Raw genomic sequence first — 22,270 nt, 5'->3', positions numbered from 1 at the left:
GTGCATAGACTCGTGGCATGGGGCTCGGCTGCCGGTCGGAGGGAACACGATGACGAAACGGTGGCTCGCGCTGGCCGCACTCACGCTCGCCGCGGTCGCCGGAGCGTTCACCGCCTCCGCGGCATCGGCCACCGATCCGCTCACCCTCGATGCCGGGTACGTCACCGATCAGGCGGGTGTGCTGAGCGCCGACGAAGAGGCCACCGTCGAAGCCCGGCTCCAGGAGCTCACCGACAACTCGAACGCCGACCTCTTCGTCGTCCTCGTCGACGACTTCACCAATCCCAGCGACAACGTGCAGTGGGCGGATACGGTCGCACAGGACAACAATCTCGGCACCGAGCAGTATCTTCTCGCGATCGCCGTCGACGGCCGGAGCTACTACATCTCCGCCGCCCCCGACGGCCCCGTGAGCTTCGGACAGCTCGACAGCATCGAGGACAAGATGGTTCCCTTCGCGTCCGACGGCGACTGGGTCGGAGCGATCAGCCTCGCCGCCGATGAGATCCAGGGAGACGGGGGCGCCGGCGCGCTCCGGATCGGCCTGATCGTCGTCGCGATCGTCGTGGTCGCGCTGCTGGTGTGGCTCGTCGTCGCTCTCGTGCGCCGCGCGCGCCGCCGCGCCGAGATCCGTGAGCGCGGCGCCATGCCCGAGACCCCCGATCCCGCCGATCCATTCTCCGCTCTGACCGACCAGCAGGTCGAGGCACAGGCCGGACTCGCGCTCGTGCAGGCGGACGATGCGATCACCTCGAGCCGGGAGGAACTCGGCTTCGCCGTCGCCCAGTTCGGCGAGGGCGCGACCGAGGAGTTCACGCGCGTCGTCGATGCGGCGAAGGCCAAGATCTCCGAGGCCTTCGACCTGAAGCAGAAGCTCGACGACGAGATCGAGGACACGATCCACGACCGCAGGGCGTGGCATATTCGCATCATCCAGATCGCGGACGAGATCGACGACATCCTGGATGACAACACCGCCGCATTCGACGAGCTCCGCAAACTGGAGCAGAACGCCCCGCAGGAGCTCGAGCGGGTCCGTCGTGAGCGCGCGGCGCTCGACCCGGTCCTCGCCGCGGCCGCTCCGGCCCTCTCCGCACTCACGTCCACCTACGCTCCGGCGGCGCTCGCGATGGTCGCGGACAACCCCGCACAGGCCCGCGAGCGAGCCGACCTCGCGGATCGATCGATCGAGGCGGCGGCGCAGGCGATCGCGGCCGGCCGTTCGGGCGAGGCGGCGTTCGCGATCCGCACCGCAGAGCAGTCGGTGGCGCAGGCGGCACAGCTCGCCCAGGCTGTGACGACGCTGGGCACCGAGCTCTCGACGATCGAGGCGCAGTCCCAGGCGCTCGTCACCGAGCTGCAGGGAGACCTCGCGGCGGCGCAGCAGCTGCCCGATCCTTCGGGAGCGATCGCCGGCGCGGCCTCCGCGACCGCACAGCAGCTCCAAGTGGCACAGACCGACCTCGCCGGCTCCACGCGTAATCCGCAGCGCGTTCTCGAGGCGCTCACCGCCGCCAACGCGCAGATCGATGCCGCGATCGCTCAGGGCAGGGAGGGCGTCGAACGCGCGCGTCGTGTGCAGCAGATGCTCGATCAGACCCTCACTCAGGCGAACTCCGAGATCCGCGCGGCTCGTGACTTCATCGAGACGCGCCGAGGAACCGTGGGCTCCACCGCCCGCACCCGCCTCGCGAACGCGGAGGCGAGCCTGACGCAGGCGCTCAACCTGCGGGCGACCGACCCCGACGCCGCACTGGCGGAGGCCAATCGTGCGCTCGCCCTGGCAGGCCAGGCGACGTCGGCTGCGCAATCCGATGTGCAGGCGTACGCCCCTCCCGGTTACGACCAGGGCGGCTTCGGAGGCCTGTTCGGCGGATCCGGGTCGTCGTCCGGCGGCTCGGGGATCGGCGGGGACATCCTCGGCGGCATCATCGGCGGGCTGCTCGCCGGCGGCGGAAGCGGCGGATCCTCGCGGCGGGGAAGCAGCAGCGGCTGGCGCTCCTCCGGAGGAGGATTCCGCAGCTCCGGATTCGGCGGAGGCGGCGGCTCCCGCAGCAGCGGCCGCAGTGGCCGATCAGGAGGTAGACGCTTCTGATCCGCTACACAGACACATACGACAAGCTCTCGAAGACGCCCTCTGAAAGGAATCACGCATGACCAAGCAGTCCATCTTCGGACGTATCTCGACCCTCGTCCGCGCGAACATCAACTCCCTGCTGGACTCTGCGGAGGACCCGCAGAAGATGATCGACCAGCTCGTTCGCGATTACACGAACAGCATCGCCGACGCCGAGTCGGCGATCGCGGAGACGATCGGCAACCTGCGCCTGCTCGAGCGCGACCACGAGGAAGACGTCCAGGCGTCGACCGAATGGGGCAACAAGGCCCTCGCCGCCAGCCGCAAGGCCGATGAGATGCGCGCGAGCGGCAACACCGCCGACGCGGACAAGTTCGACAACCTCGCCAAGATCGCCCTGCAGCGCCAGATCAGCGCCGAGCGCGAGGCGACCGGTGCTGAGCCCCAAATCGCGGCGCAGACCGAGATCGTCGACAAGCTCAAGAGCGGCTTGAACGGCATGAAGGACAAGCTGGTCGAGCTCAAGAACAAGCGCAGCGAACTCCTCGCGCGCGCCAAGGTCGCCGAGGCGCAGACTAAGGTGCAGGACGCTGTCGGCTCGATCAACGTGCTCGACCCCACCAGCGAGCTGGGCCGGTTCGAGGACAAGGTCCGCCGCCAGGAGGCCATCGCGCAGGGCAAGATCGAGCTCGCAGCGTCGAGCCTCGATGCCCAGTTCGAGAGCCTGGAAGACCTCGGCGAACTGACCGAGGTCGAGGCACGTCTCGCCGAGCTCAAGGCCGGCGGCAGCGCTCCCCGCCAGGCCATCGAAGGCAACTGACACGACCGGCGGATGCCCCGGGCAGCGCGCCGGGGCATCCGCCCTCTCTTCTTCGGAGGCACCCATGGTGCGATTCCTCGTCATCCCGCAGTGGCAGGGTTCACCCGCACCGCGCGCGATGCTTCTCACCGACGGCGCCGCAGCGATCGCGGGTGATCTGCCGCGGACGGCGACGACCGTGCTCGATGTGCCGGTCGAGGCCGGTGAGTCGTTGGGAACCGGGGTCCGCCGCCTGAGCGCCCTGCTACGCACCCGTGAGATGGTGCACGGGCACATCGACCACGACACCGTGGTGATCGGCGGCGACTGCAGCGTGACCGTCGCCGCTCTCGATGCCCTCCCGGGAGGGACGGAAGGGCTCGCCGTGGTGTGGTGCGACGCGCACGCCGACATGCACACGCCCGAGACCTCACCGTCCGGTGCATTCTCGGGCATGGCGCTGCGGGCGCTGCTCGGTGAGGGTGAGGATCAACTCGTGCTCTCCCCCGCGATCCCCGCGCACCGTGTGGTGACCGTCGGGATGCGCAATCTCGACGATGCCGAGGTCGAGCAGATCGCCCCTTTGAGCAACCTCTCGGTCGACGACCTCGCACGCCCCGAAGCGCTGCTCGATGCGGTCCGCGCGACCGGGGCGACGCGGGTGTGGGTCCACATCGACGTGGATGTGCTCGATCCCTCGGAGTTCGCGGGCGTGTCGTCTTCCGTGCCGTTCGGACTCTCGCCCGCGGCTCTGAGCACTGCCATCCGCGCACTGCGCAGCGAAGTGCCACTGGCGGGCGCGACGATCGCCGGGTTCGCTCCCCGGTCTCCGGCCGACGCGGTCGACGACCTCGGTGCGCTGCTGCGGCTGGTCGGAGCGGTGGCGTGACCGCCGCCACGGACTGGCGGCCGGCCGCAGAACAGGCTCTCGCTCGCGGAAGACGCCTCGACCGACGGATTCCCTCTTTCCTGCTGCGCTCTCCGATCAGCCGCCTCGGCTACGCCTGGGGCACGGCCATCGGGTGGATCTGGGGCTCGCTGTGGAGCACCGGCCCCGTCGAGCGGCGCGAAGGCTTGTGGATCTTCCAGGGCATGCCCTCATGGACCTTCAATCGCGGCGGGGTGTGCGTCGGCGGCTGCTTCCTGACGGGTGGCACCCGCCCCAGCGAGGCGGTTCTCCGCCACGAAGCCGTGCACAAGGAGCAGTGGCTTCGCTACGGCTTCCTGATGCCGGTGCTGTACCTCTTTGCGGGGAGGAACCCCCTACGCAATCGCTTCGAGATCGAGGCGGGACTCGAAGACGGCAACTACGTGCGCCGCACGCGGTGACGTGCTGACGGCCTTCGCATGGGCGCGGGCCACTGGACGGCACGTCAACATGCCGTGAGCCGCCTGCGCGTGCGGATCAGCGGTCGGCGGGCAGCAGGCCGAAGCGCGCGGGAGCGTGGATGAGCGCCGGGGAGATCTCCAGCGCACTCATCAGGTGGTCGATGATGTCGGCCGTCCCGAGGTAGCTGCCGAGCAGAGTGACGTGGGTCTCGATCTCGTCGTCGCACATCATCTCGTCGGCCCACGCGCAGGTCGCTCTTGCCAGAGCCTGACCGGGTGCGCACGCCCGACCGCTTCCGGGAGCACCGGACCGCTGCTCACGAGCGAGCCACGTGACCGTCATTCGACCAGGAGCATCGATCACGCCGATGTCGGCGACCTCGGGCACCTCGATGAAGATACGACCCGACGCGCACAACGGCAGCGTGGTCAGGAACACCTCGAGCTCAGTGAGCGAGTGCTCGTCTGCCGTCACCAGGTGATGGGAACGCTGACGTGCCGCGCGACGTTCGGCGCGCGTGCCGCGAGTCTCGAGCGAGGTGTCCATGGTGTCTTCATCGTACACCAAGTGAAGGCTTGCCTAACCTTGCATCAGCTCGGTCATCGCCGGGAGCTTTCGGTGGAGGAAGCCGGTTCGACGAGCGCCGCCACCAAGGCGGCCAGTTCGGCCTCGGTCATCCCCTGCGCGCGCAGGTATGCGGCAGCAGACCCCCACCGTTCGTCGACCTGCTGCAGCAGACGACGCATCACGGGCGCCGGGGACTGGGTCGCGAGCGCCACCGCGTGCACGGCCTCCGGGTGCTGGGTCCGCAGGTACTCGGCGATCCACCGCGTGCGCTGAGCAGGAAGCTGCGACTCCGTGAGCGCATAGTCGGCGATCACGGCCTCGCGATCGGCTCCGACGGCGGCGAGAGCGAGGGCGACGGTGACGCCGGTCCGATCTTTGCCGACGGTGCAGTGCACCAGCGTGCACTCTCCCGCGGCGATGATGCGGATGGCGTCGACGAGTCGTTCGCCGCTCTCCTCGAGCAGATGCAGATACAGGTCTTCGAGACTCGTGTCGGCCTCGAAGAAGGATCGCACCGAACCCAGGAACAGGGGAAGGTGTGTGGTGTCCGGCCCCTCGATCTCCGTGGGTTCCGCAGCGACCTCTTCGCCGTCGCGCAGATCGACGATGTGCCGAACCTGTGCCCGCAGCGCGGCGGCGCCGGATGCGGTCGCACCCGAGAGCTGTCCCGATCGCAGCAGCACCCCGGAACGGATACGACCACCGTTCGCCGGCATACCCCCGACATCCCGGATGTTCGAGACACCCTCGACCTCGAGGATCGTCATGCCTGACCCTTCGGATCGCGAGCAGGAACGGGGTAGCGTCCCGCGATCACGATGCGGTTGAAGGCGTTGATCGACACGCAGGCCCAGCTGAGCGCCGCGTACTCCTTCTCGGTGAACACACTTCCCACCTGGTCGTAGACCTCGTCGGAGATCCCGTCCTCGGCGATGAACGTGAACGCTTCGGCGAGCTCGAGGGCGGCGCGTTCCCGCTCGCTGAACACACCGCTCTCGCGCCACGTGGGGATCTGCGTGAGAGTGTCGGTGTCGACCCCCGCCGCCACCGCTCGGTCGACATGGATCCGCGCGCAGTACGCGCAGCCGTTGAGCTGCGAGCAGTGGATCATGACGAGCTCCTTGAGGCGGTCGTCGATGCCGTTGGCCGCGCAGATCTGCCCCACGGTCTTCGAGAACGCGTCAAGCGCCTGGTACGCCGTCGGCTCGGTCTTGGACAGGTGCACACGCGTCTCGCTCATGACTCCATGATATTCGGCGAGCATTGCCCACGCTCCGACTGAGGCGTCTGCAGGAAATGCATATTGACAACAGGAGAGCGAAACATAGAGACATAATGTGCAACCGAAAGCCGCAATTGCTTGTCGTAATGGTCCTGCATTTCCTGCGCGTCTGCGCGAGGGCGCAGAATGTGGAGGTGGCGATCGACATCAGCGAGTTCAGCTATCTTCCCGCACAAGCCGAAGCACTCGGCGTGCCGTTCCCGGCGGTGGAGCGTCTCACCCTTCCGCTGCCGGACGGACGCACCCTGAGCGCCCTTCGTTTCGGAACCGACGAGCCGCGCGTGACACTGCTGCACGGAGCGGGCCTGAACGCGCACACCTGGGACACCACATCGCTTGCGCTGCAGCAGCCGCTGCTCGCGATCGATCTCGCCGGGCACGGCGACTCCTCCTGGCGTGACGACATCGACTACACGCCGCGAACGCTCGCCCGCGACGTGGCCGCCGCGCTCGACGCCTGGGCCACGCAGCCCCAGGTCGTGGTCGGCCAGTCGCTCGGAGGACTCACCGGTGCCGCGCTCGCAGCCGCACGACCCGATCTGGTAGCCGAGCTCATCATCGTCGACATCACGCCAGGGATCGACGTGACAGCCGGACCCGCGGCGCTGCGCGAGTTCTACGCGGGCCCGACCGACTTCGCCACGCGGGACGAACTCGTCGACAAGGCGATCGCGCTCGGCTTCGGCGGATCCCGCCCCGAGACCGAACGCGGTGTCTTCCTGAACACGCGCGTACGCGAGGACGGACGCGTGGAGTGGAAGCACCACTTCGCACACCTCGCCGCCCAGGCTCTCGCCGCTCACGACCCCGGATCGGCAACCGCCCCGTCGGTGCTGCACGAGACGGGCTGGGATGACCTGGCCGCAGTCAGCGCGCCGATCACCCTGGTGCGGGCCGCACGAGGATTCGTCAGCGAAGCCGATGCCGCCGAGCTCCAGCGACGCGTGCCTGCGGCGCAGCTGGTCGTCCTCGATGCGACCCATAACGTGCAGGAGACGGCACCGACCGCTCTCGCCGGTCTCATCGGCTCGGCAGCACCCGCCGCCGGAATATGACTCTCCGTTCCATACACGACCCGCACCCCGCCTCACATCTCTAGGCTCGATTCCACGGCACACAGCAGCTGCCGCACCGAGAGGAAACGCCCATGTTCCGACGCACCCGACGTCTCGCGCTGATATCCGCGCTCGCGGCCACCGCCGTGATCCTGAGCGCCTGCTCCGGCACCACCGAGCCCGAGCCCAGCAGCGCAGCGGGAACACCCGACCCGAGCGCCACCCTCCACGTCGGGCTCGTCCTCGAGCCGACCAATCTCGACATCCGCCACACCAGTGGTGCCGCGCTCGAGCAGATCCTGATCGACAACATCTACGAGGGTCTCGTCACCCGCACGCAGGACAATGAGATCGAGGGTCGCCTCGCCTCCGACTACACCGTCTCGTCCGACGGTCTCACGTACACGTTCACCCTGAACGACGGCGTCGTCTTCCACGACGGCACGCCGCTCACGTCCGCCGACGTCGTCTCCTCGTACGAGACCGTGCGCACGGATGCGACCGTCCAGGGCAACGCGGACTTCGCCTCGGTGACGGCGATCACTGCACCGGACCCGACGACGGTCGAGATCGTGCTGTCCGCACCGAACCAGAACTTCCTGTTCGCCCTCACGGGGCCCGCCGGTCTGGTGTTCAAGACCGGAGACACCACCGATCTGAAGACGGCCGAGAATGGTACCGGTCCCTTCACCCTGACGCGCTGGAACAAGGGCAGCACCATCACCTTCGCGCGCAACGACGCCTACTGGGGCGATCCGGCCGGCGTCGCGCAGGTGGAGTTCCAGTACATCCCCGACTTCACCGCGGGGGTGAACGCCGCGCTGGCCGGCGACGTGGACGTGCTCACGGCCGTGGATCCGAACCTCGCGCCGCAGCTCGAGGACTCGGGAGACTTCGCCCTCACGACCGGGCGCACCACCGACAAGGCCACTCTCGCCTTCAACAACAAGAAGGCCCCGCTCGACGACGTCCGCGTGCGCGAAGCACTCCGGCTCGCCATCGACCACGAAGCTCTCATCGAGGCGGTCGGCGCCGGCACCGCGCTGTACGGGCCGATCCCCGAGCTCGACCCCGGCTACGAAGACCTGTCCGACGTGATCTCCTACGACCCCGAGAAGGCCAAGGATCTGCTCGCAGAGGCCGGCCAGAAGGACTTGGAGCTGACGCTCACGATCCCCTCCTTCTACGGCACGACGGTGCCGAAGGTCCTGATCTCGGACTTCAAGAAGATCGGCGTGACGCTCGAAGTCAACTCCGTCGAGTTCCCCACCTGGTTGGAGGACGTCTACACGAACCACGACTACGACCTCAGCTTCGTTCTGCACGTCGAGCCGCGGGACTTCGGCAACTTCGCCGACCCGGACTACTACTTCGGCTACGACAACGCCGAGGTGCAGGACCTGTATGCGAAGGCACTTGCCGAGGTCGACCCGGACAAGTCCGCTGACCTGCTCGCGCAGGCCGCACGCATCGTGTCGGAGGACCACGCCGCCGACTGGCTCTACAACGGCGAGACGATCACGGCGGTGAGCCCGATCGTGGCCGGCTTCCCCGAGGACTCGATCAACTCGCGCATCAACCTCGCGGGCGTCACCGTCTCCGCCGAGAAGTAGCGAGCGGTCACCCCTTCGTGATCCGCTATGCGCTCGTCCGAGGAGCCCTGCTCATCGCAGGGCTCCTCGTGTCGAGCGTGCTCATCTTCCTGACGCTCCGCGTCTTCCCCGGCGATGTCGCACAGCTCATCGCCGGCACCCAGGCCTCCCCCGCCGAGGTCGAGGCCCTGCGCGAATCCCTCGGACTGAACCGGCCTCTGCTCGCCCAGTACACCGACTGGATCGGCGGCATCTTCCGCGGCGACCTCGGCACCTCTCTGCTGTCGGGCGCCTCCGTCGGCGAAGAGCTCCTCCTCAAGGCTCAGGTCACCGTTCCGCTCGGCATCATGTCGCTCCTGATCGCCGTGCTCATCGCCGTGCCCTTCGGCATCCTGGCCGCGCTCCTGCGCAACCGACGCGGCGGCACCGCGCTCAGCGTCGGCGCTCAGGCGCTGGCCGCCGTCCCCGTGGTGTGGGCCGGCATGATGCTCATCGTCGTCTTCTCGGTCTGGCTGGGCTGGCTTCCACCGCAGGGGTTCCCCCGCACCGGCTGGTCGACGCCCGGAAGGGCGATCGAATCGCTCCTCCTCCCCGCGCTGACGATCGGGATCGTGGAGGGAGCGATGCTGATGCGATTCGTACGCAGTGCGACGCTCCAAGCCGCAGGACAGGACTTCGTCCGCACCGCCGCAGCGAAGGGCCTCACCCGCACTCGAGCGCTCATCCAGCACGGCATCCCGGCCGTCGGCCTCTCGATCATCACGGTGCTCGGCCTCCAGGTCGCCGGCATCATCGTCGGATCGGTCGTGATCGAGCAGCTGTTCACCCTCCCGGGAATCGGACGCATGCTCGTCGCCGATGTCGGAACGCGCGACCTCATCAAGGTGCAGAGCGAGCTGCTCGTGCTCACCGGATTCGTGCTGGTCGTGGGCTTCCTGGTCGACCTCGCGCACCGCGCGATCGACCCTCGACAGCGGGAGGCCGCATGACCCCGCGCTGGCTGGGCCGACTGTGGGACACTTCGACGGGGCGCTTCGGTGCGATCGTCGTCGTCGTGATCGCCCTCACCGCGCTCGTCGCCCTCTTCTGGACACCCTTCGATCCGCAGGCGTCGGACATCGGCGATCGCTGGCTGCCGCCGAGCTGGCCGCATCTGCTGGGCACCGACGACACGGGTCGCGACATCCTGAGCCTGCTGATGGCGGGTGCCCGCACGACCGTCTTCGTGAGCATCGGAGCAGGGCTCGTCGCCACCGTGGTCGGTATCGCACTCGCAGCCCTCGGAGCACTGACCGCACGCTGGCTGCGTGAGACCGTGGCGGTACTCGTCGACATCCTGATCGCATTCCCCGTGCTGCTGATCGCCATGATGATCTCCTCGGTCTGGGGCGGATCCCTCTGGGTGGTGATCTGGGCGGTGGGAATCGGCTTCGGCGTCAACATCGCGCGCGTCACCCGCCCCGAGTTGCGCCGTGTGCAGCAGAGCGACTTCGTCCTGGCTGCGCGAGCCGCGGGGGTCACGCCTGCTCAGAGCCTCGTGCGACACCTGCTGCCGAACGTCGCCCCCGTCTTCATCGTGCAGCTGTCGTGGTCGATGGCGGTCGCAGTCCTCGCCGAAGCCGGTCTCTCGTATCTGGGTTTCGGCGCCTCGGTGGTCGAACCGAGCTGGGGCCTGCTGCTCGCCGACCTCCAACGGTATATCGGGGTGCATCCGCTGTCCGTGCTCTGGCCGGGGCTCACGATCACGATCACCGTCCTCGCGCTGAACCTGCTGGGCGACGGTCTGCGCGAGGCGACCGATCCGACGCTGCGGCATCGCGCCGCCGAGATCCACACCCCGGGGGTGGTCGCATGAGCCTCTCCGTGAAGGACCTCGTGGTCGAGATCGATGGGCGACACGTCGTCGACGGCATCTCCTTCGAGGTGCCCGACGGCGCGCGACTCGGACTCATCGGCGAGTCCGGGTCCGGCAAGTCCCTCACCGCGCTCGCTGTGCTGGGACTGCTCCCGGACGGCGCGACCACGAGCGGGAGCATCCGCTGGAACGGCACCGAGCTGGTGGGGATGCCGGATCGCGAGCTGGCCCGCCTTCGCGGCGACGACATCGGCATCGTGTTCCAGGAGCCGCGCACGGCACTGAATCCGATCAGGACCGTCGGTCGGCAGATCGCGGAATCGATCCGCATCCACGAGGGACTCGGGCGCCGCGAGGCCCGGGAGAGGGCGATCGCGGAAGCGGCACGGGTGCGGCTTCCCGACCCCGCGTCGATCGTGGACCGGTACCCGCATCAGCTCTCCGGCGGTCAGCGCCAGCGTGTCGCCATCGCGATGGCACTCGCGTGTCGTCCGAGGCTGCTCATCGCCGATGAGCCGACGACCGCGCTCGACGTCACGATCCAGGCCGAGATCCTCTCCCTGCTGCTCGCGCTCGTCGCGGACGAGGGCATGTCTCTCGTGTTCATCACCCACGACCTCGCCGTGCTCGCACAGGTCGCGACCGAGGGAGTCGTGCTCGAACACGGGCACGTCGTCGAAGCCGCCCCGGTCTCGACCCTTCTCTCCGCACCGTCCTCGCCCATCACCCAGGGGCTGCTGCGGGATGCGACGGCGACCCTGTGGCGTCCGGATGGGGGTGCCGCGTGAGTCTGATCGAGGCCCGAGGGCTCAGTCGCGACTTCTTCGTCCCGAAACGCTCCGCATTCGAGCGCACCCGCACGCAGACCGCCCTGGCTCCCACCGACCTCGACATCGTCGAAGGATCGTCCGTCGGCATCATCGGCGAATCCGGATCGGGCAAGTCCACTCTGGTCAGGCTGCTGCTGGGACTGGACCGCCCGACGTCCGGCACGATCGCCGTCGGCGGCCGCCCGGTCGACGCCACCGCATCGGCGAGGTCCCTGCATTGGCTGCGCCGCGAGACAGGGCTGGTGTTCCAGGACCCGTACGCGTCGCTCGACCCCCGGATGACGGCCGGTCAGATCGTGCGAGAACCGCTCTGGGCCCTCGGCGTCGAGGGGGATCACCGTGCGCGTGTGCGGGAGGTGCTCGCCCGGGTCGGGCTCGAACCCGAGATGGGTGACCGCTATCCGCATGAGTTCTCGGGCGGGCAGCGGCAGCGGATCGCCCTCGCACGCGCGATCGTACATGGCCCGCGGATCCTGGTCGGCGACGAGCCGCTGTCGGCGTTGGACGTGACCGTTCGTGCCCAGATCCTCGAGCTGCTGATCGAACTGCGACACACGACCGACCTCACGCTGGTTCTCGTGTCGCACGACATCGGAGTGGTGCAGAACCTGTGCGACACGGTCGTCGTGATGAAGGACGGCCATATCGTCGAGCGGGGCGCTACTCGCGACGTGCTCCTGCATCCGACTCAGGACTACACGAAGAGGCTGCTCTCGGCCATCCCCGTCATCCCCGCCGGCCCCGGGCACTGAGAGAGCGATCGCGAGACCGGACGAGCGTCCTCAGCGCCGCGAGCCGAAGAGCCCTCCCCGCCGCCGCCCTGTCGGCTTGAGCACGCGGCGCATGTACACGGTGCCGAGGTCTCGGCCGAACTTGTACCCGACGCGTCCCATCCGTCCCGCTTCGACGAAGCCGAGCTTCTCGTGCAGTCGGATCGACGCCTCCGCACCACGGTCGCTGATGACCGCGACCATCTCTCGGAGGCCGATCTGCTCGCAGGCATCGATGAGGGCCTGCAGCAACGCCGCCCCCAGGCCTTTGCCTCCCGCACCGGGACCGAGGTAGATCGAATCCTCGACGGTGTACTTGTAGGCGTTCTTACCTGCCCATGGCTGCGCGAGGGCGTAGCCCATCACCTCGCCGCCCGGGGACACCGCGACGAGGAACGGAAGCTCGAGCCGGGCGAGCAGAGCGTACTTGTCGCGCCAGTAGGGAATGCTGCTGCGTCGCTCGTCGAGCGTCACGGCCGAATTGCTCACGAAGTGGTTGTATATCTCGCGCACATGGGGCAGGTCGGCAGGCCGCGCGGCGCGGATCGTGTACGAGAAGATCTCGGGCGCGGGCGCAGGCCGCAGGTGGCGCGGCAGGACACGACGACGGTCCCCCGGCTCGAACTGCATGCGCTCAGCTTAGAGAGGGAGAGGCTTCGCCTTCCACCCTCCAGTCCACGGGCTCGGCACCCCGTTCCTCGAGCATGGCGTTCGCCCGCGAGAACGGACGCGATCCGAAGAAACCGCGGCGGGCTGAGAGCGGGGATGGATGAGCCGAGGAGATGACCGGCGTCTCCCCGAGGAGGGGCCGCAGGTTGGCCGCGTCCTTCCCCCACAGGATCGCGACGAGCGGCTGGTCGCGCGCGACGAGCGCACGGATCGCGAGCTCCGTGACCTTCTCCCACCCCCACCCTCTGTGAGAGGCCGCCTCACCGGGACGCACGGTGAGCACACGGTTGAGCAGGAGGACGCCCTGATCGCTCCACGCCGTCAGATCACCGTGCGGTGCGGGAGGGATGCCCAGGTCGGTCTCGCGCTCCTTGTAGATGTTCGAGAGGCTGCGCGGCAGCGGGCGCACATCGCGATCGACGGCGAACGAGAGTCCGATGGGATGTCCGGGCGTGGGGTAGGGATCCTGCCCGGTGATGAGGACGCGGACGTCGGACAGCGGCCGCTGGAAGGCCCTGAGCACGTTCGCGCCCGCCGGCAGGTATCCCCGCCCTGCCTCCTGCTCGTCGCGGAGCCGCTCCCCCAGGGAGGTGATCGTGTCCTGGACGGGGGCCAGTGCCTCCGCCCATCCGGCGTCGATCAGCCCGCCCTCGGCGAGCTCTGCGAGAGTCTGGGCCATCGTCAGTCGATGGAGCGCACCCGCAGCGGACCGCGGGCGAGCAGGTGCTGCGCGGACTGCGCTACCGGCCGCATCGTGATCAGGTCGAGGTTCACGCGTCCGGGCGACTCCAGCGCATAGGCGATCACGTCGGCGACGTCGTCGGCGACGAGCGGGGCGTCGACACCCGCGTACACGGCCTCGGCCGCGACCGAGTCTCCGCCCAGGCGATTGAGCGTGAACTCCTCGGTGTGCACCATTCCCGGTGCCACCTCGACCACACGGATCGGCTCGCCGTTGAGTTCCTGACGGAGCACCTTCACCAGCATCGACTCCGCGGCCTTCGCGGCGTTGTAGCCTGCACCGCCGGCGTACGCGGTCTGCGCGGCCGTGGAGGTGACGAAGATCGCATCCGCGTGACCGTCCGATGCCGCGGCTCGGCGCAGGAGCGGGAGCAGACCCGCGACGAGACGCTGGCTCGCCAGGACGTTCGCGTCGAACATCCACTGCCAGTCGTCGACCGATGCGTCCTCGATGCGGTCGGTGCCGCGAGCACCGCCGGCGACCTGGACGAGAGCATGCACGGGGCCCGACCGCTCGAGTTCGCCCACGAGCGCGTCGACGGCGGAGGCATCGGTGAGGTCGCAGGCGATGGCCGAGGCTCCGGTCTCCGCGGCGAGCGCCGACAGTCGGTCCTCGCGTCGCGCCACCCCCACGACGTCCCATCCCCGGGCACGGAGCGCACGCACCGTCGCCGCGCCGATGCCCGAACTCGCACCTGTCACCACTGCTCGTCTGTTCACCATGCCTCCACCGTACGGCGTTCTCCCCGGAATGCGGACTCCCCCCTGGGGTTGTCGCCTATCGATCCGCCGCAGGATTCCGGGCCTCCGCTCTGTTACGTCACATTTCCCGTGTGTTGTTGACAGACAGCGATATTCCGTACTGTCGCTGCAACGGCATCCGCCACACGACCTTCCGACCACTCCTGGGGGAATCACATGTCCGCACCCGAGTCCTGGCGTTTCGAGACCAAGCAGATCCACTCGGGCGCTGCCCCCGACCCGGTCACCAAGGCACGTGCCACGCCGATCTACCAGACCACCTCGTACGTGTTCGACAGTGCGGACCATGCCGCCAACCTGTTCGCCCTCGCGGAGTTCGGCAACATCTACACCCGCATCCAGAACCCGACGCAGGACGTGCTCGAGCAGCGTCTCGCCGCGCTCGAAGGCGGCACCGGTGCTCTCGTGCTCGCCAGCGGCCAGGCAGCGTCGACCTTCGCGGTCCTGAACATCGCCCAGGCCGGCGACCACTTCGTCGCGTCGAGCTCCATCTACGGCGGCACCTACAACCTCTTCAAGTACACGCTGGCGAAGCTCGGCATCGAGGTCACGTTCGTCGAGAACCAGGACGACCCCGAGGAGTGGCGTCGCGCTGTCCGCCCGAACACGAAGCTGTTCTTCGCGGAGACGATCGGCAACCCGCAGATCAACATCCTCGACATCCGCACCGTCGCCGATGTGGCCCACGAGAACGGCGTCCCGCTGATCGTCGACAACACGATCGCCACCCCGTACCTGATCCGTCCGTTCGAGTTCGGCGCCGACATCGTCGTGCACTCGGTCACGAAGTTCCTCGGCGGCCACGGCACCACGATCGGCGGCGTCATCATCGACGGCGGAAAGTTCGAGTGGTCGAAGAACGTCGACAAGTTCCCCGGCCTCACGGTGCCGGACCCCTCGTACCACGGCGCCAGCTACACCGCCGCCGTCGGCGACCCGCTCGCGTACATCATCAAGGCCCGCGTGCAGCTGCTGCGCGACCTCGGATCCGCCATCGCCCCGCAGAGCGCCTGGAACCTCATCCAGGGCGTCGAGACCCTGTCCCTGCGCATCGAGCGCCACGTGCAGAACGCCCAGGAGATCGCCGAGTGGCTCGACGGCCGCGACGATGTCGCGACGGTCAACTACTCGGGTCTGCCCTCTTCACCCTGGTACGCCAAGGCGAACGAGTACGCGCCCAAGGGCGTCGGCGCCGTGCTGTCGTTCGAGCTGAAGGGCGGCGTCGAAGCCGGACGCGAGTTCGTGAACAGCCTGTCGCTGTTCAGCCACCTCGCCAACATCGGCGACGTGCGCTCGCTCGTCATCCACCCCGCGTCGACCACGCACGCGCAGCTGACGCCGGAGCAGCAGCTCACCGCCGGTGTCACGCCGGGCCTGGTCCGACTCTCCGTCGGCATCGAGAACGTCGACGATCTCAAGGCCGACCTCGAGCAGGCTCTCGCCGCGGCCCGCGCCGTGTCGGAGGCCGCGCGCGCCTGACCCGCACACCCCACGAGATGCCCCGGAGCCCGAGCTCCGGGGCATCTTCGCGTGCAGGCGACGTCTTCACCCGGCCGACCCACAGGCGACGGCCTCGACAATGGAAGACCGCCGTGAGGAGAGCATGATCGACGTCGAACACCGACCGCCGCGCGTCCGACGCGTGACGACGACCCGCGCGCGATGGCTCGCCGCCGCCGGCGTCGCCGTGCTGCTCGTCATCGCCGGCGGCTGGATCCCCGGAATCGTCGGCACAGCGGTCGCTGCCGCCCTCCCCTGGCTCGGTCTCGTGCTTCTCGCACTGCTGATCGCCGCATTGTTCCTCGCCCGCCGGGTGGTCGTCGTGATCCTGGTTCCCGCACTCCTGTGGGTCCTCGCGATGGCACCGGCTCTTCCCGCCCTCCCCGGTCCGATGGGGTCGGAGTCGGCCTCCGCCTCCGGACTGACGGTCGTGAGCCAGAACGTGAGGGCGCGATCCGGCGGGGCCGCCGCATCCGCGACCGAGCTCGCGCAGAGCGGCGCCGATGTGATCGCCCTCGTGGAGCTCGATGGAGACAGCCTCTCCGCGGCGCAGAACGCCCTCGCCGGGCAGTACCCGCATTCGTACACGGTCGGAACCGTCGGTGTGTGGAGCAGATATCCCCTCGCGAACGCCGAGCCCCTGACGCTGGGACTCAGCTGGAAGCGTGCGCTCCGTGTCGAGGTGCAGGTGCCGTCCGCGCCGGTCGCCGTCTATGTGATGCACGCCGCGTCGGTGCGGCCGGGGCACCAGCAGGACCGCGACACGATGCTGAGCGGACTCGCGGACCAGGTCGGCTCCGACCCTGCGGACTCCCTCATCGCCGTCGGCGACTTCAACGCACCGTCGACCGATCCGAGCCTGACGGCCTTGCGCGCGGAAGCCGATTGGGTGCGTCCGACGGATGGGAGCCTCGGGCTCACCTGGCCTGTCGCCTTCCCCCTCGTACGCATCGACCAGGTCTTCGTCCGCGGCCTCGATGTCGTCACGTCGGGCACGATGCGGGCGGGGAACAGCGATCATCTCGCCACCCTGACCCGAGTGCGCTGATACACCTGCCGACGACCGACGACCGACGCGACGATGCCGACGGGCCGCCTCGATCGTCGCGGTCGGGAGAGTCGGGACATCGGAGCGTAACCTGCCACCGACGGGTCCCGGACCAGGCGAGAATGGGAGCATGGACTGGCAGACGACCTCCGAGGACACGGTGCCCTCGGCGCCCGTGACGGAGGCCGACGTCAGGCTGCTCCGTGCCCGCCCGCCGGCGACCGGAGCATGGCGTGACGGAGACCCGGTGGGCGGTCGCCGGTTCGCCGCCTTCGGCGCCTTCTCGACGGAGAGCGGCGCCGAGCTCCCCGGCATCCGCATCGCCTACGAGTCCTGGGGCGAGCTGAACACGGCACGGGACAACGCCGTGCTCGTGCTGCACGCGCTCACCGGGGACAGCCATGTGCGCGGCGCAGCGGGATCCGGGCACCCCACCGCGGGCTGGTGGGAGGACATCACGGGCCCGGGAGCTCCGCTCGACACGGACCGCTGGTTCGTGATCGCCCCGAACATGCTGGGCGGCTGCCAGGGCTCGACGGGCCCCGCGAGCGTCGCCCCCGACGGCTACGAGTGGGCCTCCCGTTTCCCGTACCTCACGATCCGTGACCAGGTCGCCGCCCAGGTCCGCCTGGCGGATGCCCTCGGCATCGAGAGCTGGGCCGCTGTCATCGGCGGTTCCATGGGCGGGATGCATGCGCTGGAGTGGGCGGCCACACATCCCCAGCGCGTGCAGCGCCTCGCCGTGCTCTCATCTCCCCCGGTGACCACCGCCGACCAGATCGCGCTCAACACCGTGCAGTTGGAGACCATCCGGATGGATCCGCGGTTCCAGGGCGGTGAGTACTACGACCTCGGCGACGGTGACGGCCCGCACCGCGGCCTCGCCCTGGCGCGCCGTATGGCCCTGCTGAACTACCGCAGCCCGATCGAGCTCAACCAGCGTTTCCAGCGATCGTGGCAGTCCGACGTGTCCCCGCTCGGGCACGGCGGTCGCTTCGCCGTGGAGTCGTATCTCGACTTCCACGGCAACAAGTTCACACGCCGCTTCGACGCGAACAGCTACATCACGCTCGTCGAGGCCATGAACTCGCACGACGTCGGCCGTGGACGAGGGGGCGTCGAAGAGGCGCTGCACGGCGTCACCGCCACCACGCTGGTTCTCGGCATCGACAGCGATCGCCTCTTCCCCGTCGACGGACAACAGCGCATCGCCCGCAGCATCCCGAATGTCATCGACGACGAAGCCGTGGTGATCACGAGCGACTTCGGGCACGACGGCTTCCTGATCGAGACCGAGGCGGTGGGCTCGAACCTGCGGCGTCTGCTCGACAGCTGACCCCGGCCGCTCAGGTCGCGACGAACCGCCAGGGCAGCGCGCCCGCCTCGAGGCGTCCCTGCTCCCAGGCGAAGGCACGCCCGGCTTCGGACTCGAGCACCCGGGTCTGGAACAGCTGCGCCGCACCGCCCGACGACAGGGCCGATTCCACGTCGCTGAACGCAGCAAGCTGGTGGAGCGTGATCCACGTCGGCGGATACAGCGTCCACTCCCCCGCCGCGTGCCTCGCGAGCGCCTCCGCCGCCCGCACCCAGGCGATCTCCGCGACCTCGTCGGCAGCGGGCGAAGGCTCTCCGTCCGGCGCCTCGGCGAGGAAGAACCAGGTGCGGATACGCGTAGGGGCCTCCACCGGCGGCTGCCACTCGGAGAGCACCACGAGGTCGTCGACAGCGAGGCCCACCTCCTCGCGCGTCTCCCTGATCGCGGCACGGCGCGCGTTCTCGGACTCGTCGTCGCCGTCGTGCACGTCGCCCGGTTCGACCTTGCCCCCGGGGAAGACCCATGCACCCGCGAACGACCCGCGATCGGGTCGACGCATCAGCAGCACCTCGAAGGCGGGGTCCGACGCGCGCAGCAGCACAGCAGTGCCGGCGACGGGCAGGGACAGCTCGGGGGCACTCACCCCGTCACTCTACGACCGGACCGGCCGCGGCGAAACTACGAGGCGACGAGCTCCGCTGCCGCCGGGCGACGTCCTTCGACGCGTTACGAGAGCAGCGCGATCAGCAGACCGGCCACGGCGAGCGCGGCACCGGTCCATGCCGGTGCGGTGAAGCCCCAGCCGGCGGCGATGACGACGCCCCCGAGGAATGCGCCCAGGCTGTTGCCGATGTTGAGCGCCGAGTGGTTCATGGCTGCGGCGATCGACTGGTTGTCGCCCGCCACGTCCATGAGCCGGGTCTGGATCGTCGGGCTCAGCACGGAGGAGACGAACCCGACCACCAGCACCACCGCGGCCAGGCTGACGATCCAGAACGACAGGAATGCCAGCAGCACGAAGACCACGGCCATGGCGGCGAGTCCGAAGAGCAGCGTGCGGCGCAGGTCGATGTCGGCGAGGTGACCGCCGACGAGGTTTCCCGCCGTCATCCCGAGCCCCATGAGCACGAGGACGATCGGCACCACCCACTCCGGGGAGCCGGAGACCTCGGTCACCAGCGGGGCGATGTAGCTGTAGACGGCGAAGAATCCGCCGAAACCGATCGCGCCGACGCCCAGGGTGAACCACACCTGCGGGATACGGAACACCCGCAGTTCCTGGCGCATCGTGCGCCCCGGGTCCCCCGGATGTTCCGGGACGAAGAGCGCGATGCAGAGGGTGGCGAGAGCGAAGACGAGCGCCACGACGGCGAAGGCGGAGCGCCAGCCCCACTGCTGCCCGAGGAACGTCCCCAACGGCACGCCCACGACGTTGGCGACCGTGAGGCCGGTGAGGATGAACGCCACACCCTTGGCGCGGTTGCCCGGCCCCATCACATCGGCGGCCACGAGCGCACCGATGCCGAAGTATGCACCGTGCGGCAGCCCGGCGAGGAAGCGCGACGCGGCGACGAGCTCGAACGTGGGCAGCACGACCGTGAGGGCGTTGAACACCGTCAACGCGAGGGCCAGCACGATCATCACCCGATGCCGCGGGTAACGCGCGACGAAGCCGGCGATGGTCGGTGCGCCCACCACCACGCCGAGCGCGTAGAGCGAGATCAGCCAGCCGGCCTGGCTCAGCGCATCTTCCTGGCTGGTCGCCCAGAGCGAAGGCAACAGGTCGGCGGCGATGTTGGGCAGCAGGCCCATGACCACGAATTCGGTCATGCCGATGCCGAAGCTGCCGATGGCGAGGGAGAGGAGCGCCCACTTCGCCGCACCCCTCGATTCAGTCGAGGGATTCACCGGATCAGCTTAGCGGCCGTCGGACCCGGAGGTCGCCCGCCCTGCGCGATCGAGCGTCATGAAGACATCAACGTCATCCTGGGTGTCGACGACGAAACCGTGGCGTTCGTAAAGACGGCGCGCCGGGCTGCCCTGGAGCACGTTGAGTCGATACGGGGTCGCGTCATCGAGCACCATCCCCAGCACGCGGTCACCGAGACCACGGCGCTGATGCGAGGTCGCGATGTAGAAGTGCTCCAGCCAGCGGGACTCCCCCTCCGCACGGATGGCGACCGAGCCGACATCGGTGCCGTCCACGACGATGATCCGGGTCTGCGTCGGTTCGAACGCATCACGGAACCGCTGCCGGACGCGGGTCTCGTCGAAACGCCCCAGCCGCTCCAGGTCGGCCCGAAGCACTTCAGCGCGGAGTTCCGCGATCCACTCGGAGTCGTCGGCCGTCGCCGGTCGAAGAGCGATCGACATGGACGAAGGGGAATCAGTCACCGGACTCCTCGACCGTTGCTTCGTCGATGGCTGCTTCCAGCCGCTCGATCTTCGCGTCCAGCTCTCCGGAGTAGCCCGGGCGGATGTCGGCCTTGAGCACAAGCGAGACCCGCGAGCCGAAGGGCATCACGGCCTCGGTCGCACGCTTCACGACGCCCATGACCGTGTCCCAGTCCGGTCCCTCGATCTCGGTGAACATGCTCGTGGTGCGGTGCGGCAGTCCGGACTCGCGCACCACCCGCACGGCGGCGGCCACGGCGTCATGCACGGAGGCATCGGTGCGCTCTGCTCCCGCGGAGGGGGTGCCGCTCGGGGCGACGGAGAAGGCGATCAGCATGGTTTCACTCCTGGGTTTTCGGATGGCGGACAGGCACGCGCACGAGAGCGCGGGCTGCGAGGACGAGCAGGACGACGAGAAGGATGTTGCGCACCGTGAGGACGGCGACCGAGAGGACGTCGGCCCGCAGCAGGGCGTCGTAGCCGATCGGATACACGAGGCAGGTGAGCAGGCAGAGCGCGAGGACGACGACGGCCGGGACGCGTGCCCTGACCCGATCGAGCACGAGCCACAGGATCATCGGCGCGATCATCCAGGTCTGGAACTGCGGTGAACCGACCTTGTTGGTGACGATCAGAAGCGTCACCAGTGTGAGAGCGAGCGGAGGGAACAGTCGCGGGAAGCTCGCGCCGCGCACCGCCTTGAGTGCCCCGACCGCAGTCACCGCGAGCACCGCGATCGCCATGAGGGGTGTGAGCGCCGCGGCGACGACGTCGACCCCCGGCGCGGTGATCTGGAAGGTCAGGATCTCGAAGCTGTACTCGATGCGGGCGGCGCCGGCGACCGCGAGCCACAGGAAGGGGGTGGCGGCCACGGCTTCGATCTGCAGCCCTCGTCCGGCCTGCTCGGTCAGGAAGCCGAGGACCTCGGTGTCCGCCCCGAGCAGGAGCAGAGTCGCGACGACCCCGACACTGACGACGGCGGCGGCGACCAGCACCCGCACGCGCGCACGGAGCGCGACGACGGCGGCGAGCACGAGCGCACCGGGCCAGATCTTGATCCATGCCCCGATCGTGAGGAGAGCGGCTCCGACAGCGGGCCGCGACACGAGCCAGAGTCCGCCGATCACGGCGATCGGGACGGTGATCGCATCGATCCGGTAGAGCGCGATCGGTCCGAGGAGCACCAGTGCGCCGCACCAGAACCAGGCCGCGACACGGCGCGCGTGCGAGGGCGCGCGCCCCACCAGCACAGCGAAGGCGACGGCGTCGAGGATGACGACCAGGACCGCCCATCCGACGAGATACGCACTGGATACTCCGAGCAGAGGCACGAGCGGCGCGGAGAGCACGGCGGCGACGAGCATCGGCACGAGGGCGAGCTGAGGGTAGACCCATGTCTCGGTGACACCGACGATCGGCCCCCCGCCGAGTGCAGAGGACGCCCAGGGCTCGTATACGAGCACCACATCGCCCATGGGCTGGCTGGGGTAGACCCAGCCGGCCCATGCGGTGAGCGCGTGCACGATGAGGAAGACGCTCCACAGCGCGACCACCCGGGCCGTCGACGCGCGATTCACGCCAGGACGTCCGCGATCGCGAGTGGAAGGGCCTCGGCCACGTCCATCGCGACGATCGGATGCCCCGCCCCGCCGTCACGCACGCCGGCGGCGATACGCCCGGCGTG

General features: G+C 68.9%; 24 protein-coding genes. 13 read left to right on the top strand and 11 right to left on the bottom strand.

All coding sequences use genetic code 11. The features are described from left to right. Window positions 1–49: 49 nt before the first annotated feature. From GZ64_RS0110295 to GZ64_RS0110280, 4 genes are all read left to right on the top strand, one after another. Window positions 50–2,095 carry a TPM domain-containing protein gene (locus GZ64_RS0110295; protein WP_029266372.1) on the top strand — a complete coding sequence of 682 codons (2,046 nt, stop codon included), beginning with the start codon at window positions 50–52 and terminating at the stop codon, window positions 2,093–2,095. A 58-nt stretch (window positions 2,096–2,153) separates the two neighbouring features. After that, window positions 2,154–2,897 (top strand): PspA/IM30 family protein, encoded by a 744-nt coding sequence (locus GZ64_RS0110290; protein WP_017831053.1) that lies wholly within the window; start codon window positions 2,154–2,156, stop codon window positions 2,895–2,897. Window positions 2,898–2,961: 64 nt separating this feature from the next. Continuing rightward, window positions 2,962–3,765, top strand: a complete 804-nt coding sequence (locus GZ64_RS0110285) for an arginase family protein (RefSeq protein WP_029266370.1) — start codon at window positions 2,962–2,964, stop codon at window positions 3,763–3,765. Next, the gene (locus GZ64_RS0110280) at window positions 3,762–4,205 is read left to right on the top strand and encodes a hypothetical protein (RefSeq protein ID WP_021198500.1); all 444 of its coding nucleotides are present in this window, start codon (window positions 3,762–3,764) and stop codon (window positions 4,203–4,205) included. Before GZ64_RS0110285 ends, GZ64_RS0110280 begins: the two co-directional genes overlap by 4 nt. A 76-nt stretch (window positions 4,206–4,281) precedes the next feature. Here GZ64_RS0110280 and GZ64_RS0110275 read toward each other — a convergent pair whose 3' ends face one another. Genes GZ64_RS0110275 through GZ64_RS0110265 form a run of 3 tightly spaced genes read right to left on the bottom strand, consistent with a single transcriptional unit; the run spans window position 4,282 to window position 6,013 of the window. Then, complete coding sequence (locus tag GZ64_RS0110275; RefSeq protein WP_231479866.1) at window positions 4,282–4,770, bottom strand: SIP domain-containing protein; 489 nt, start codon at window positions 4,768–4,770, stop codon at window positions 4,282–4,284. Window positions 4,771–4,805: 35 nt separating this feature from the next. Then, window positions 4,806–5,540, bottom strand: a complete 735-nt coding sequence (locus tag GZ64_RS0110270; protein WP_021198502.1) for a tyrosine-protein phosphatase — start codon at window positions 5,538–5,540, stop codon at window positions 4,806–4,808. Further along, a complete protein-coding gene (locus tag GZ64_RS0110265) occupies window positions 5,537–6,013 on the bottom strand; it encodes a carboxymuconolactone decarboxylase family protein (protein ID WP_021198503.1) in 477 nt (158 codons plus the stop codon). The genes GZ64_RS0110270 and GZ64_RS0110265 overlap by 4 nt, the downstream gene beginning before the upstream one ends. Window positions 6,014–6,183: 170 nt before the next feature. On the opposite strand from GZ64_RS0110265, the gene GZ64_RS0110260 reads away from it, so the two are divergent. The 6 genes from GZ64_RS0110260 to GZ64_RS0110235 all read left to right on the top strand — a co-directional run bounded on the left by GZ64_RS0110260 (window position 6,184) and on the right by GZ64_RS0110235 (window position 12,139). Beyond that, window positions 6,184–7,110, top strand: coding sequence for an alpha/beta fold hydrolase (locus GZ64_RS0110260; protein ID WP_029258473.1), 927 nt, complete (start codon window positions 6,184–6,186; stop codon window positions 7,108–7,110). 92 nt (window positions 7,111–7,202) lie between these two features. Continuing rightward, window positions 7,203–8,723, top strand: coding sequence for an ABC transporter substrate-binding protein (locus tag GZ64_RS0110255; protein ID WP_029258474.1), 1,521 nt, complete (start codon window positions 7,203–7,205; stop codon window positions 8,721–8,723). 17 nt (window positions 8,724–8,740) lie between these two features. After that, window positions 8,741–9,691 carry an ABC transporter permease gene (locus GZ64_RS0110250; RefSeq protein ID WP_029258475.1) on the top strand — a complete coding sequence of 317 codons (951 nt, stop codon included), beginning with the start codon at window positions 8,741–8,743 and terminating at the stop codon, window positions 9,689–9,691. After that, window positions 9,688–10,557 carry an ABC transporter permease gene (locus GZ64_RS0110245; protein ID WP_029266365.1) on the top strand — a complete coding sequence of 290 codons (870 nt, stop codon included), beginning with the start codon at window positions 9,688–9,690 and terminating at the stop codon, window positions 10,555–10,557. The genes GZ64_RS0110250 and GZ64_RS0110245 overlap by 4 nt, the downstream gene beginning before the upstream one ends. Further along, a complete protein-coding gene (locus GZ64_RS0110240) occupies window positions 10,554–11,345 on the top strand; it encodes an ABC transporter ATP-binding protein (protein ID WP_029266363.1) in 792 nt (263 codons plus the stop codon). The genes GZ64_RS0110245 and GZ64_RS0110240 overlap by 4 nt, the downstream gene beginning before the upstream one ends. Further along, window positions 11,342–12,139, top strand: a complete 798-nt coding sequence (locus GZ64_RS0110235; RefSeq protein WP_029266361.1) for an ABC transporter ATP-binding protein — start codon at window positions 11,342–11,344, stop codon at window positions 12,137–12,139. Before GZ64_RS0110240 ends, GZ64_RS0110235 begins: the two co-directional genes overlap by 4 nt. Window positions 12,140–12,169: 30 nt before the next feature. Here GZ64_RS0110235 and GZ64_RS0110230 read toward each other — a convergent pair whose 3' ends face one another. The 3 genes from GZ64_RS0110230 to GZ64_RS0110220 are packed head-to-tail and all read right to left on the bottom strand — an operon-like array spanning window position 12,170 to window position 14,290. Beyond that, a complete protein-coding gene (locus tag GZ64_RS0110230; protein WP_029266359.1) occupies window positions 12,170–12,787 on the bottom strand; it encodes a GNAT family N-acetyltransferase in 618 nt (205 codons plus the stop codon). Window positions 12,788–12,791: 4 nt separating this feature from the next. After that, window positions 12,792–13,505 carry a uracil-DNA glycosylase gene (locus tag GZ64_RS0110225; RefSeq protein WP_029258480.1) on the bottom strand — a complete coding sequence of 238 codons (714 nt, stop codon included), beginning with the start codon at window positions 13,503–13,505 and terminating at the stop codon, window positions 12,792–12,794. Between the two features lie 2 nt (window positions 13,506–13,507). Further along, complete coding sequence (locus tag GZ64_RS0110220; protein WP_029266357.1) at window positions 13,508–14,290, bottom strand: SDR family oxidoreductase; 783 nt, start codon at window positions 14,288–14,290, stop codon at window positions 13,508–13,510. Between the two features lie 195 nt (window positions 14,291–14,485). Between GZ64_RS0110220 and GZ64_RS0110215 the strand changes: the two genes are divergently transcribed. The 3 genes from GZ64_RS0110215 (at window position 14,486) to metX (ending at window position 18,213) form a co-directional block, all read left to right on the top strand. Then, on the top strand, window positions 14,486–15,808 hold the full coding sequence (locus GZ64_RS0110215) for a bifunctional o-acetylhomoserine/o-acetylserine sulfhydrylase (protein WP_021198513.1): 1,323 nt from the start codon (window positions 14,486–14,488) through the stop codon (window positions 15,806–15,808). Between the two features lie 124 nt (window positions 15,809–15,932). After that, complete coding sequence (locus GZ64_RS0110210) at window positions 15,933–16,877, top strand: endonuclease/exonuclease/phosphatase family protein (RefSeq protein WP_051667954.1); 945 nt, start codon at window positions 15,933–15,935, stop codon at window positions 16,875–16,877. A gap of 130 nt (window positions 16,878–17,007) precedes the next feature. Beyond that, a complete protein-coding gene (metX, locus tag GZ64_RS0110205) occupies window positions 17,008–18,213 on the top strand; it encodes a homoserine O-acetyltransferase MetX (protein ID WP_029258483.1) in 1,206 nt (401 codons plus the stop codon). Between the two features lie 10 nt (window positions 18,214–18,223). Here the strand turns inward: metX and GZ64_RS0110200 are convergent, their stop codons facing one another. From GZ64_RS0110200 to GZ64_RS0110180, 5 genes are all read right to left on the bottom strand, one after another. Beyond that, the gene (locus GZ64_RS0110200; protein WP_029258484.1) at window positions 18,224–18,835 is read right to left on the bottom strand and encodes an NUDIX domain-containing protein; all 612 of its coding nucleotides are present in this window, start codon (window positions 18,833–18,835) and stop codon (window positions 18,224–18,226) included. A gap of 83 nt (window positions 18,836–18,918) precedes the next feature. Continuing rightward, window positions 18,919–20,100, bottom strand: coding sequence for an MFS transporter (locus tag GZ64_RS0110195; protein WP_029266355.1), 1,182 nt, complete (start codon window positions 20,098–20,100; stop codon window positions 18,919–18,921). A gap of 9 nt (window positions 20,101–20,109) precedes the next feature. After that, window positions 20,110–20,586, bottom strand: a complete 477-nt coding sequence (locus tag GZ64_RS0110190; protein ID WP_331280330.1) for a GNAT family N-acetyltransferase — start codon at window positions 20,584–20,586, stop codon at window positions 20,110–20,112. Continuing rightward, complete coding sequence (locus GZ64_RS0110185) at window positions 20,579–20,923, bottom strand: thiamine-binding protein (protein ID WP_029266351.1); 345 nt, start codon at window positions 20,921–20,923, stop codon at window positions 20,579–20,581. Before GZ64_RS0110185 ends, GZ64_RS0110190 begins: the two co-directional genes overlap by 8 nt. A 4-nt stretch (window positions 20,924–20,927) precedes the next feature. After that, window positions 20,928–22,163 carry a hypothetical protein gene (locus GZ64_RS0110180; RefSeq protein WP_036271461.1) on the bottom strand — a complete coding sequence of 412 codons (1,236 nt, stop codon included), beginning with the start codon at window positions 22,161–22,163 and terminating at the stop codon, window positions 20,928–20,930. Window positions 22,164–22,270: the final 107 nt, after the last annotated feature.

It is taken from the genome of Microbacterium sp. Cr-K32, from assembly GCF_000708345.1.
GTDB lineage: Bacteria > Actinomycetota > Actinomycetes > Actinomycetales > Microbacteriaceae > Microbacterium > Microbacterium maritypicum_A.
This window is presented reverse-complemented; position numbering and strand designations above follow the sequence as displayed.